The 13,354-nt window shown below is 36.7% G+C and carries 11 protein-coding genes; all 11 read left to right on the top strand.

From position 1 onward, the window contains the following. The first annotated feature begins 120 nt into the window (after nt 1-120). The 11 genes from nrdI (at nt 121) to MHH96_RS09715 (ending at nt 13,345) form a co-directional block, all read left to right on the top strand. Nucleotides 121-522 (top strand): class Ib ribonucleoside-diphosphate reductase assembly flavoprotein NrdI, encoded by a 402-nt coding sequence (gene nrdI / locus MHH96_RS09665; protein ID WP_047945020.1) that lies wholly within the window; start codon nt 121-123, stop codon nt 520-522. Continuing rightward, nucleotides 482-2,575: a class 1b ribonucleoside-diphosphate reductase subunit alpha gene (gene nrdE / locus MHH96_RS09670; RefSeq protein ID WP_047945021.1), complete on the top strand. Its 2,094-nt coding sequence runs from the start codon at nt 482-484 to the stop codon at nt 2,573-2,575. The genes nrdI and nrdE overlap by 41 nt, the downstream gene beginning before the upstream one ends. A gap of 65 nt (nt 2,576-2,640) precedes the next feature. Continuing rightward, nucleotides 2,641-3,618 carry a class 1b ribonucleoside-diphosphate reductase subunit beta gene (gene nrdF / locus MHH96_RS09675; RefSeq protein ID WP_047945022.1) on the top strand — a complete coding sequence of 326 codons (978 nt, stop codon included), beginning with the start codon at nt 2,641-2,643 and terminating at the stop codon, nt 3,616-3,618. 220 nt (nt 3,619-3,838) lie between these two features. Continuing rightward, on the top strand, nt 3,839-4,345 hold the full coding sequence (locus MHH96_RS09680; RefSeq protein ID WP_047945023.1) for a sigma-70 family RNA polymerase sigma factor: 507 nt from the start codon (nt 3,839-3,841) through the stop codon (nt 4,343-4,345). 3 nt (nt 4,346-4,348) lie between these two features. Beyond that, nucleotides 4,349-5,371: an anti-sigma factor gene (locus tag MHH96_RS09685; RefSeq protein ID WP_047945024.1), complete on the top strand. Its 1,023-nt coding sequence runs from the start codon at nt 4,349-4,351 to the stop codon at nt 5,369-5,371. Beyond that, nucleotides 5,356-5,664: a hypothetical protein gene (locus MHH96_RS09690; protein ID WP_047945025.1), complete on the top strand. Its 309-nt coding sequence runs from the start codon at nt 5,356-5,358 to the stop codon at nt 5,662-5,664. The genes MHH96_RS09685 and MHH96_RS09690 overlap by 16 nt, the downstream gene beginning before the upstream one ends. Nucleotides 5,665-5,800: 136 nt before the next feature. Continuing rightward, entirely contained in the window at nt 5,801-7,540 is a 1,740-nt protein-coding gene (locus MHH96_RS09695) for an ABC transporter ATP-binding protein (protein ID WP_047945026.1), read from the top strand. Continuing rightward, nucleotides 7,537-9,339, top strand: coding sequence for an ABC transporter ATP-binding protein (locus MHH96_RS09700; protein WP_061800626.1), 1,803 nt, complete (start codon nt 7,537-7,539; stop codon nt 9,337-9,339). The genes MHH96_RS09695 and MHH96_RS09700 overlap by 4 nt, the downstream gene beginning before the upstream one ends. Nucleotides 9,340-9,572: 233 nt before the next feature. Continuing rightward, nucleotides 9,573-10,664, top strand: a complete 1,092-nt coding sequence (locus MHH96_RS09705; protein ID WP_047944669.1) for a threonine aldolase family protein — start codon at nt 9,573-9,575, stop codon at nt 10,662-10,664. 4 nt (nt 10,665-10,668) lie between these two features. Continuing rightward, nucleotides 10,669-11,100, top strand: a complete 432-nt coding sequence (locus MHH96_RS09710) for a GNAT family N-acetyltransferase (RefSeq protein ID WP_047944668.1) — start codon at nt 10,669-10,671, stop codon at nt 11,098-11,100. A 202-nt stretch (nt 11,101-11,302) separates the two neighbouring features. Then, a complete protein-coding gene (locus tag MHH96_RS09715; protein ID WP_047944667.1) occupies nt 11,303-13,345 on the top strand; it encodes an ABC transporter permease in 2,043 nt (680 codons plus the stop codon). Nucleotides 13,346-13,354 lie beyond the last annotated feature (9 nt).

A 13,354-nucleotide genomic window follows, 5' to 3' on the forward strand; every position in this document is an offset into this window, starting at 1 on the left:
TTGAAACGGAATATCGACATCTATCTATATTTAGTAGACTTTGTAAGAAATGGAGCGTATTGCTTAAAATATAGCTTTTTTTCTTTTTTTTATTCAAGTCTTTGCAAGGAGGGAGAATTAGTGCTTATTGTTTATGACAGTAAGACGGGAAATGTACGAAGATTTTTTAATAAATTAGGACTTCCAGCAAATAAAGGAATCGAGATAAGCGCTGGGTTAAAAGTTCATGAACCATATATACTATTAACTTACACAACCGGGATGGGACAAGTTCCTCAAACAACTTTAGACTTCCTTAAAATAAATCATCCAAACCTTCATGCTGTAGTTGCCAGTGGAAATAAAAACTGGGGCCAGAATTTTGCTTTAAGTGCTAATAAAATATCAACCATGTACGGAGTACCAATCTTACATAAATTTGAAATGAGTGGTATGCCTGAAGATGTAGAGATAGTTAGAGAAAGGGTGCAAAGTATTAGCTATGAGACATATAGAACTAAACAACGAAGTGACACAGCTTAATGAAAAGGGGTTTTTCCGCCTCGAAAAAGATAAAGAAGCTGTTGCTGAATTTCTAGAATCTGAAATCAATCCAAAATTGATTCGTTTTGACTCTATTGAACAAAGATTTAAATATATGGTGGAAGAGGACTTCTATTATCCACAGGTTTTAGAACAATACAAGATTTCGGAAATTGAGGAAATTACAAAGCTTGTATATGCATATGAATTTGAGTTTCAATCCTATATGGCCATATCCAAATTTTATAAAGATTATGCCTTAAAAACAAATGACAAGAAGCAATACCTTGAAACATATGAGGACCGAATTATTATTGTTGCTTTATTCTTGGGACAAGGTGATTTCGAAAAAGCAAAGAAAAATGCAATCGCAATGATTGAACAGCGTTACCAGCCTGCTACACCTACTTTCTTGAATGCAGGTAGAAGTCGCCGTGGTGAGATGGTTTCTTGCTTCTTATTAGAAATGGACGACTCTTTAAATTCGATTTTCCATAATATTAATACATCTGGACAGCTATCGAAAATAGGAGGAGGCGTAGCCCTTAACCTTTCGAAGCTTCGTGCCCGCAATGAGCAAATAAAAGGAATTGATAATGCTGCTTCAGGTGTAGTGCCTGTCATGAAGCTTTTAGAAGATACTTTTTCTTATGCAAACCAATTGGGGCAGCGAAAAGGCGCAGGTGCTGTCTACTTAAATATTTTCCATTGGGACATTGTGGAATACTTAGATACAAAGAAAATCAATGCCGACGAGAAGTCGCGGATCCAAACACTTTCAATCGGCTTAATTGTGGAAAATAAATTCTTCCAATTAGCGAAAGAAAACAAAGACCTATACGTATTCGCACCATTCAGTGTGTACAAGGAATATGGCATTCATATGGATGACATGAGAATGGATGAAATGTATGAGGAGCTTGTAGCTAATCCGAACGTGAAAAAACGTGTCATTATGTCTGCACGTGAAATGCTGACAAAAATCGCACAAATCCAATTGGAGTCTGGTTATCCATATTTTATGAATAAATCAAATGCCAATAAAGGACATGCTCTTAAAGATATTGGACAAATTAAAATGAGTAATTTATGTACAGAGATTTTCCAGCTTCAAGAGACATCAGAAATTACGGATTATGGACAAGAAGATATTATTCGCCGTGATATTAACTGTAACTTAGGCTCTTTAAACATCCCAAATGTGATGAAGCCAGGCGAAGTATTCAGAGATTCTGTTCATGTTGGTATTGAAGCATTAACTACTGTATCAAATATTTCAGACATTCAAAATGCTCCATCTGTTAAAAAAGCTAATGAAGAACTTCATGCAGTCGGTTTAGGGGCGATGAACCTTCATGGCTATTTAGCGAAAAACAAGATTAGCTATGAGTCAGAAGAAGCAAAAGATTTTACTGCTACTTTCTTTATGATGATGAACTTCTATTCTATTGAGAAGAGCATGTTAATAGCTAAAGAAAGAGAAGAAACATTTAAAGAGTTCGAAAAATCGGAGTATGCTAAAGGAACTTATTTTGAAAAATATAAACAAGTAAGCTTTGCTCCGAAAACAGACAAAGTAAAAGAACTATTTGCAGGTATTTATATTCCAACTTGTGAAGACTGGGCAGAATTAGCTGCACAAGTGCAAAAACATGGGATGTATAATGCGTATCGCTTGGCTGTTGCACCAACCCAGTCAATAGGGTATATCCAAAATGCGACAGCATCGGTAATGCCGGTTGTTAACCAAATTGAGTCTCGCACTTATGCTAACTCTACGACTTATTATCCGATGCCATATATGGATGAAACGAACTTCTGGTATTATAAATCAGCGTTTGATATGAACCAATTCAAGGTAATGGACTTAATCGCTGCAGCTCAAGAGCATGTTGACCAAGGGATATCAACGATTCTTTACGTAAACTCAGATGTTTCTACGAAAGAATTAGCTCGTTATTATATTTATGCAAATGAAATTGGATTAAAATCACTTTACTATACAAGAACTCGCAATCTAGCTATTGATGAGTGCATTGCATGTGCCGTTTAAGAGAAGAATGAAGAAGTAGGAGGAGGAAACTCCTCCTGTTTTCTGGAATTACTGGGGGTAATAAAATGACAAAGTATGCTGTTAACTGGAATCAGCATGAAGATGATTTCACACAAATGTTCTATACACAGAATACTAGACAGTTTTGGCTGCCAGAAGAAATCAGCCTTTCTTCTGATAAAAATACTTGGGTGGAATTGTCGAAAGAGGAGCAAGATACTTACAAAAAAGTACTTGGTGGTCTTACGCTGCTGGATACAGAGCAAGGTGGCGAGGGAATGCCGCTAATTGGCATGCACATTGAAGGATTGCAGCGTAAGGGCGTTCTTTCTTTTATGGGGATGATGGAGCAAATCCATGCTAAATCGTATTCCACTATTTTTACTACATTAGCGTCTGAGGAAGAAATTGACGAAGTATTTAATTGGGTGCATAATCACCCACAGCTACAAGCAAAGGGAAAACGTATCTCTGAATATTACCAGAAGCTGTTTAGCCCGAAAATAAACAAATATGATCTATATATGGCAATGGTTGCTTCCGTTTATTTGGAATCATTCCTTTTCTATTCCGGCTTCTTTTATCCTCTATTTTTAGCTGGACAAGGAAAGCTAACTGCTTCAGGTGAGATTATTAACTTAATCATTCGGGATGAGAGCATTCATGGGGTCTATGTTGGGCTTCTCGCTCAAGAATTATATGCACAATTGACACCAGAGGAACAAGAACAAGCTACTCGCGAAAGATTAGCATTACTAGATTCTCTATATGAGAATGAATTGGAATATACACAGGATTTATATCAGCAAATCGGATTAGTCGAGGAAGTAAATAAATTTATCCGTTACAATGCCAATAAAGCTTGTATGAATCTTGGCTATGAACCTGTCTATCCTTCCGAACCAATCAACCCGATTGTTGAAAATGGCATGAAGACAGATACAAAGAACCATGACTTCTTTTCTGTAAAAGGAAATGGTTATGTCAAAGCGACAAAAGTAGAACCTATATCAGATGATGATTTTGTTTTTGATTGGAAGTAAGGCAAGCTATTAAAAAGAATAGTTTAGGTGAGTGCTAGTGCTCGATAACTACCTCGAAATCCCCTCTGCTTGCGGAGGGGATTTTTTTGCCTTCTTCTCATAAGGTTGCGCCTATATTTTACGGTTCGGTACACTGGGATAAACGTAAAATGAATTTTTTTACAAAAAGTGCAACTTTATGTATGGATGAAACGTGGTCTAGGTGAAAGGGGGAAAAAGTTTGGAGCTAGATGATGCATATCGCATGTATGTAAATGAATTATATCGTTATCTATATTCCCTTTCAAAGGACCATCATACTGCAGAGGACTTGGTACAAGATGCCTTCTACCGAGCATATAAACAATTAGATACTTATGACATTCTGGAAATCAAACCATGGTTATTCAAAGTAGCTTATCATGCATTTATCGATTACACCCGAAAAAGAAAACGAATTGTTCTAAAGGAATCCTTTCAGGAGGAAATAAACAATTCCACACCAGAAAGTAAAATCGTGCATAAAGAAAGCTTTAACCAGCTCTTATACTATATATCCCAGCTTTCAGAGAAAGAAGCAAATGCGATTATTTTGTGTGATTTCCATCAGTTTCCTTATAAAGAAGCAGCTGCAGTGCTAAATCTAAAAGAAAATACGGTGAAGAGCCATGTCTTCCGCGGAAGAAAAAAATTGAACAGGATGGTTCAAAAGGCAGAGGAAAATAGCATGGGAAAGAAAGGCAGGTAACTTATGAAAAAAGATGGATTTAAAGAAGAAGAAGAGAAAGATTATCTAAATAAAATCCAAGAGGCAATAGATGAATTTGAAGCAGAGACCCCATTTACAGATAAGGATCAGCAATTGATTGTAAGAAGAGGGAAAGTGGAGGCAAGACTTACCAACATTTTATATAGTCTTACCATTCTCCTCCTTATCATCCCGGCTGCAACGCTAGGGAGCTATCTTTACTACGGAATAGGAAATAAGGCGAATGATTTAATTGATATCATGGACAAAACGATTTATATTACCAAACCGAATGTAAGCTTAGAAGAAATGGAGATTGACAGCAAGATAGGCTTCTTCAATATGGATTTATCCTATGATCTATATAAAAGGGTAGGAAAAAAGGATGTTCGAATTGGAGATTCAAAGGCTCACTTCACCTTTAGTACGCCTTCTTTTCCAGATACAAGTTTTATTACAGAAAAACCATTTACTGAATACCGCGATGAGGATAAGGAAGTATTATTTCACCCCCATAGAGCCATTCCTTATACAGTTAAACAAGACGAAACGGTATTAAAAGGATTGCCGGATGGAACTGTTGCAGAGGCTTTTGTTTCATTTGACCAATTATATACAGAAAAAGAGCTTTTTAGTGAATTTCCAAAGGATATAGATTTAATTTGGTTCGCAGTTGATACAGGTTTAGAAGAGAAAAATTTAAGTGCAGATGGCGATTATATTTCCCCTATTGGATATCCGGCACAAGAAGATCCTGATAATTGGTCTCCTTTTAATAGCGATGAAATAAACAGTAAGCAATTCATGGAAATACTTACGTTTCTAAGCAAAAATCAAGAAACGGCAGAAACGATTGCGGAAAGACCCCTGGCTTTGCCTGAGAGAATCGCCTATCTGCAGAAAAATGGTATTCACATTTATGGAGCTGTTGTAACAGGGCCAAAAGAATCGCTTGTTAAGCTGCAGGACAACGATATGGTTAAAGGAATGAAGCTAGGGGAAGTGAGGTTATGGAATTGGTATTGAAAAAACAAAGAATAAGATCAACAAAAAATACATGGACTGGACTTGTTTCATTTTTATTAAGCTTAGTTGCATTAACAGGAATAAACTTAGGGCTTATTTTTGAGGTGGATATTTTTCCTGAATTAGTCTTTACAAAAATCCCATTCATTAGTTTGCTTTTAGGGATAATTGGTTTATTTACAAGAAATAGGTCAAGGGCGTTTGCGATTATAGGTATTTCTCTTAGTGTTTTTATTTTCGTTTTCTTCATTATGATGTTTGGCTTAGCCTGGACAATCAATCCAAAACCATAAGCTGAAAAAAGCTACTATTAAGGTAGCTTTTTTATTTTAAAAAGAAAGAAATTTCATAATCCGAAAAATTTTTAGAAATTATGGTGAATATTTTCATTATTTGTAATACAATAACTCTTTGTGGGGAGGAGAAAGAATGAACTTATTAAGAACTACTTTACAGCATTTTAAACCATATTGGCGCAAGTTACTGATTGCCTTATTTTTCTCATTAGTTGGCGGTGCGTTTACGATTCTACCTCCAATCCTTGTCGGGAAATTGGTAGACGAAGTAATCGGTGATAAACCGATAGCCTTTATATTATGGATTGTTTTCGGAATATTAGCAGCATTTTTAGGAAAAGCGCTATTTGAATCCTTACAAGAATTTGTACAGGTGAAGATTGGCTTTGATGTTATTACAGATATGCAGATTCGTGCCTTTAAAAGGCTTCATCGAACACCGATGTCCTTTTTCTCGAATACACCTCGTGGAGACATGTTATATCGCCTGACCCATGATGTAGAATCTATTCAGAATTTGAACAATACCGTGGTACCTCGGATTCTTCAGCAAGTGATTAGTGCGGTAGCGGCTTTTATCACCGTGTTTGCAATATATTGGCCAGCAGCGATTGTGATGTTCGCAGTATTTGCTATTTATATTTTTCCATCCTTTAAATTAGGGAAGACCATGCGGAAGATGAGTGCCGTACAAAGAGACATGAGTGCAGATATGTATCAGCATCTCCAGGAAAGCATTGAGAGTGTTCGACTAGTAAGAACCTATCAAACACAAAAAGACGAAATAGCAACTCAAGAGCAGAAACTAACAAATTGGAAAAATTATTCTATCCGGGCAGCTTTAATCGGAAAAGTCAATTGGCGTCTTGGAAATTTATTTAATATTGCTACACCTGGTGTGGTGATGCTTATTGGCGGATTGGCAATTTGGCAAGGGAATATTACGGTTGGAACACTTATTTCCTGCTTGAATTTTATTCCGATTATGTTTCAGCCAGTTCGTTCCTTAGCGGAAAATGCTTTAACGATTCAGCAGGCGATTCCTGCTTTACAACGAATCTACGAATATTTTGATCTGCCAGAAGAGCATGAACAAAATCTTCCGAATTTTGGTTCAGTCCAAGGGGAAATTGATTTACATAATATTTGGTTCTCCTATCCAGGAAGTGAGAAGCAAGTATTAAAAGGTGTGTCGGTATCGGTAGAGAAAGGAAAGCATATCGGTATTGTTGGAACGAGTGGGGGCGGAAAGAGTACACTTATTCAAATACTGCTGGGATTATATGAACCGGAGAAAGGTTCTGTCACCATCGATGGAAAAGATCTCTTTGCTTATAATCGCAATAGTTTTCGCAGACAGGTAGGTGTGGTCTCACAAGAAACCTTTCTATTAAATAGTACGCTTCGCAACAATCTTTTATATGGTAAACCAGATGCAACGATGGAAGAGCTGGAACAGGCTGTGGAAGCGGCAGGGTTAAAAGAGCTGATTGATTCTTTAGAGGATAAATATGAAACGATTGTCGGAGAACGCGGTTTAAAACTATCTGGAGGTCAAAGACAGAGGGTTGCCCTTGCACGAGCGATATTGCGCCAGCCGCCAGTATTGATTTTTGACGAAGCGACGTCATCCCTAGATGGGGAAACAGAAGAGAAGGTTCAAGAATCGCTGGAACAGTTAATTCCAGGGAGAACAACCATTACGATTGCCCATCGCTTGATAACCGTTAGAAAGGCAGATACTATCCTTTTGCTTGATCAAGGAATGGTTGCCGAACAAGGAACTCATGAAGAGCTGCTAGCGTTAAAAGGGCAGTATTACCAATTATATCGAGCACAATATAGCGAGCTAGAAAAGGAGATGATTGGATGAGTAAGCAGAAAATCTCCAACCAAAAGCAAATGGGCGACGGCAAACGTGTTATTCGATTTTTAATGCCTTATAAGAAATGGGTAATTGGCGATTCTATCGTTATTGCGATTAGCCAAGTTTTTTCTGCATTAATACCAACTTTAGCATTGAGCTGGCTCATTGATACCATCCTGCCAAGTGAGAATCATACATGGTTATGGGGATTAATGTGGTTATTGGTATTATCTGCTGTATTAGATTTAGGAATGATGATAATTGATGAGTATTTTTGCCATATTACAGCAAAGTCTGTTACAAATAGGCAAAAACTACGATTATTTGGACATCTGCAAGTACTGCCTTTTTCGTTTTATCAAAACAATTCATCTGGAGAATTGCTAGCACGAACTTCGGATGATCCAGATACCCTTCATAATTTTTTAGCATGGGAAGGGTCAACTTTTATGGCGAGTGCACAAGGGGTAGTGATTTATAGTATCGTTCTACTTTTCATTCACCCGTATTTAATGATCACAAGTGTTGTGCTTGGAATCCTTTTTTATTGGGCATCGAACTATGTTGGCGCAAGAACGAGAGCAGCATCAGCGGACGCTCGGGCAGAAGCCTCTAGATATTTAGAGAGATTAAGAGAATCTGTAACAGGTATTCATCTTTCCCGAGTAATGGGTGTTTCCGATAGTGAAGTGGAAAGTGTTATTTCCATTAGGGATTCTTTTGTGAAACATTCTCTAAAAGAATTAAAAGCAAGAATGCAATCGGTTGTAGTGATTGCAAGTTATAATGGTTTTGCATTAGGTCTAGTATATTTTATTAGTACATTACTTATTTGGAATAACGATTTAACAAGTGGTCAAATGCTTACGGCAGGTGGCTTAGTAACTATTGCAGCAAATGAAATGCAGCGACTTCTTCGGAATTGGCTTTCGGTCAGAAGAACAGGACCAGCGTTGGATCGCTCGGATATTTTGCTGTCACAACCAGTATCGGAAGCAGAAACGAAGCAAGGGTTGAAGGGAACAAGAGCAAAGGGTGACGTTCGTTTGAAAGATGTTTCCTTTGTTTACCCTGATAAAGAGGAGAATGTCTTAAAGGGTGTTTCATTTACCATTAAGGCAGGAGAAAAAATAGCGTTAGTTGGACCAAGTGGTTCAGGGAAATCAACGATTATTGACTTGCTGTTTCGATTATATGATACGACAGAAGGATCGATTGAAGTAGATGGTCGAGAAATTAAAGAATGGGATACAGATTGGCTTCGCTCCCAAATGGCCATTGTCACCCAAGATGTATTAATGCGAAGTGGGACATTAGCAGATAATTTACGAATCGGCAAAAAAGAGGCAACAGAGGAAGAATTGGATGAGGTTCTCCGTGCGAGCGGTTTAGGTGAATTAGTAGACTCCCTTCCAGATGGACTAAATACAAAAGTTGGCGAAAGAGGAAGCCTTCTCTCTGGCGGTCAAAAACAGCGTCTGTCCTTAGCAAGGGCCATTCTAAAGGATGCGCCGATTCTTGTTTTGGATGAAGCAAGTTCGGCACTAGATCCAATTACAGAGGCGAAAATTAATGAAGCGGTTTTGAAAACAACGAAGAAACAAACGATATTCATTATTTCTCACCGGTTATCAACCGTATTAGCCGCAGATCGTATTATCGTATTAGATAATGGAGTAATTGTCGAAGAAGGCACCCATACAGAACTGTTACAGAATAATAATGGAGTATACACGCGTTTATTCAAGCGGGAAACAGATATAGGAGAAGCAACCGTCAATCATACAAATGCACAGTTGCTATAATTAAAGGCAAGGAACAGTAATTTCTTATGAGAGAGATTACTGTTCTTTTTGTGGTTGGAGGAGGAGAAAAGGGAACAGAGAAATGTCGAAATACTCATTTATGAAATAGAAGTGGGCTCGTTCGCTTTTTGTAGGGAAACAAAAGAATAAACGGATAAAAAATACATCGCAGAATATAAAAGTGCTATAGTTATTCTATAGTCGAAATATTCTGAGTGGGAGTAGGGGAAAGAATGACAAATATAATAAGGGAATCCTATAACAAAACAACCTATAAACTAGGCAATCATGGCAAAAGAAATGTCCAAGTATTAAAAGAAGCGTTACAAGAAATAGATGAAAATGCAGAAAGTGATATTTACGGACAAGGAAAAATAATAGAAGACTTTCAGCAAAAAATGGCTGATCTATTAGGAAAAGAAACGGCTGTATTTTTTCCCAGTGGGACAATGGCACAGCAAATCGCACTCCGTATATGGTGTGATGAAAAAGACTTAGGAAAAGTCGCTTATCACCCATTAAGTCATTTAGAAATACATGAACAAGATGGATTAAAGAAGCTTCATAAAATAGAAACGATTCTTTTGGCCGATGAGACTAGAGTAATAGGGTTAGATGATATTAAAGAGATGGAGCGCGGAGTTGCCTGTGTGCTGTTAGAATTGCCGCAGCGAGAAATTGGGGGACAACTACCAAGCTTTGAAACATTAGAACAAATTTCATTCTATTGTAAAGAACAAGGCATTAAACTCCATCTTGATGGTGCAAGATTATTAGAGGTGCTCCCTTACTATCAAAAAACTGCTGCAGAAGTATGTGCATTGTTTGATAGTGTCTATCTGTCTTTTTATAAAGGAATTGGGGGAATTGCTGGGGCCATACTTGCGGGGAATGCTGATTTTACTAGTCAATCCAAGGTTTGGAAGCGAAGATATGGCGGTGATTTAATCAGTTTGTATCCGTATATTTTGTCTGCTGACTATTATTATGAAAAACGCGCTTCGAAAATGGCTGAATACTATGAATCTGCTAAAGAGCTGGCCGCACTATTTAATGGGTGCGAAGGAGTTCGCACTCTTCCGGTTGTACCAGTGTCTAATATGTTCCACGTTCATTTTGAGTTGGGAAAAGAAGAAGTAGAACAAATTTTAACTGTTGTTCATGAGATAGCAGGAATTGGAATAAGCGGCTATGTGAAGGAGATTGACGAGAAAAACTCATCCTTTGAAATCAGCTTAGGGGATGCTTATCAAGAAGTTCCGAAAGAGGCTGTCAGGGAAATGTTTAGTTTATTTGCTGAAAAAATAAAGAAGAGAAGAGGATGACATAATGGAAATTATCCAGCAATGGGTTCAGGAAGATAGTGATTATATTCGAAGAAAACTGGTTGCTTATAATATGGAGCAACTACCAGAAAAATTAAAAAGCCCCTATGAAAATATTAGTTTTGTTGTAAAAGATGATGAGGGCATAATCAAGGCAGGTATTACTGGTCATATGTTTTGGCAGCATATGCATATTGATTTCTTATGGGTGGACACGAGTGTCAGAAAAAAAGGATATGGAAGCGAACTGCTGGCAAAAATGGAACAAGCTGCATTAGAAAAAGGATGTACATTTATTTACCTTGATACGTTCAGCTTTCAAGCTCCGGCCTTTTATGAGAAGCATGGCTATGAAGTATTTGGGACATTAGATAACTTTTCGGAAGGTGTTAAACAATATTTCTTGCAGAAAAGGCTGGTTGATGAGAAGAAGTAGAAGATCTGTTTGGCTGAAAAGAGCAAAGATAGGATTGAAATTCCCTCGGTTATCCAAATAAATATATAGACTTCACTTCTATTAATTAAATTAGAAGCCCCATTTTTTTATCCTATGGTTTGGAAAAAATAGGTTGATAATTGATTAATATATCCATATAATTTGAATAGTATAAATATTTAGATAGGAGAAAAGGGGATCAATGAGAAAATTCGCGAAAATTATTATCTATTATTTACTAGGAACTATTGCGATACTAGCATTAAGTGTTTTTCCAAAATACTTTCAAATGAGAGATTTTCCTGAGGGAGAGGGATATTTCTCCACTCTATTCTCCTTTTTGTCGAAGGAATTTTTTCAAAAAGAAGGCTGGGTATACACATTAAATGGTGTAGATCAAAAACCAATATTAGATGTACTCTGGCCAGCTTTTATTTATTCGATGGAAATTTTGCTTTGCGCTATTCTCCTCGGATGCTTCGTTGCTTTTATTTTATCCTTATCATTCTTTTTTCTGCCGAAGTTTCTGTTACAGCCATTAAAAAGATTTCTGGATTTAATAGAATCAATTCCAGATATTATTATTGCTACACTTTTGCAAACAATAGTAGTTGTTATCTATATGAAAACGGGTGTAGAGATATTTGCGGTGGCAAGCTACTCCAATGAAGCCTACTTAGCCCCAATTATTACGTTAGCTATTATACCTGCTGTTTCGCTATTTAAAATATTGCTTTTAATGATGGAAGAAGAATATTTAAAGGTCTACGTTACTTTTGCCAGAAGCAAAGGGATTGCCAATATTGCCATTTTACTTAAGCATATACTGCGTAATATTATTCCGATTTCCTATCACCATTTAAAGATTATTATCTGGGGGATGCTTTCTAGTCAATTTATAATGGAACGTTTGTTTAATGTTCATGGAATTACCTATTTTCTTGTAGAGAATTTTACTCCTATCACCATCGCTGTTTCGCTCTTATTAATCTTTACTCCTTTCTTTGTATTCTTTCAATTAATGGAGGAGGTTGTAAGGGAAGAAAAAGAAACAGTGAAAGATGTGAAGAAAAACGCTTGGAAGTATCATTGGAGAATAAATAATCTGGTTGCATCAGTGAAAATTTATTTTAAAAATATTAGGGATTCAATAAGCCTTATAAAATGGCATACATTTTCCGTGGGTAGGCCCTTTATAAAGTTTCTTCAAGTATTTGGTTCATACATGAAAAATTGGAAGTTTGCTTTAGGTAGTTTATTTTTTATTGGTGTAATCGGCTATAGTGTAGCGTATTCTCTTATAACAGATAATCATATTGACCAAATCAGATTGTATTATGCGGATGATGGATCTACGCTAATTTCTGCTATGCCGCATGCACCAACTGAACCTTTCTTTTTTGGATCGGATAAATTAGGATACAGCTTATTTGATCAACTTGTGGTGGGTGCAAAGTATACATTGTTTTTTGCTCTCTTGATTGCTTTTTTACGCGTGATAGGAGGATTAATATTGGCTATATTTTATTCCTTCTATTTTACTAAGGGCTTGCAAAGTATTTTCGCAAAATTATCTGATTCTATACACTTTATGCCGTTGAGTCTTGTTGCTTATATACTATTAAGGCCTATACTTGTACCAACTATAGAAGGATACACAAACACTTTTACAGAGCGTATTTTATTAGAAACACTGATATTAACAATACTGGTGCTCCCGCTAACTACAGTTCTTATCGGAAAAGAAATGAACCATGTCTTGGAAAATGAATTTATAATCAGTGCAAAAGTATTAGGCGGAAATAAGCTTAAGCTTTTTACAAGACATGTTTTACCACATATAAGCGCTCGTTTGACGATTCTATTTGGGCAGCAGTTTATTCAAGTGTTGCTAATATTTATGCATCTAGGTCTTTTTAATTACTTCTTTGGCGGTACTAAAGTATCTTTTGATCCATTGTTTCCTGATCCGCCAATGTCTAGTACCTATGAGTGGTCTGGATTAATTGGACAAGTAGGAAGAAGTACAATATCCTCAGGACGCTTTTGGTATTTCTATATTTTAGTTGCTTTTATGTTATCGATTTTTGCGATGCAACTAATTATTCAAGGAGTAAAAGAAATGCAGCAGGTTAAAGTGGGAGTAACATATAAACTTCCAAAACTTCGAGGTGAGAAAAAAGCGAATGCTAGCAAATTAGAAACTTATCCGATTTCAAAATCCAGCTTTAATCAAATCAGATAGGGAGAGATC

The sequence above is a fragment of the Niallia sp. FSL K6-0212 genome, from assembly GCF_038007605.1.
Taxonomy (GTDB): Bacteria; Bacillota; Bacilli; order Bacillales; family Cytobacillaceae; genus Niallia; species Niallia circulans.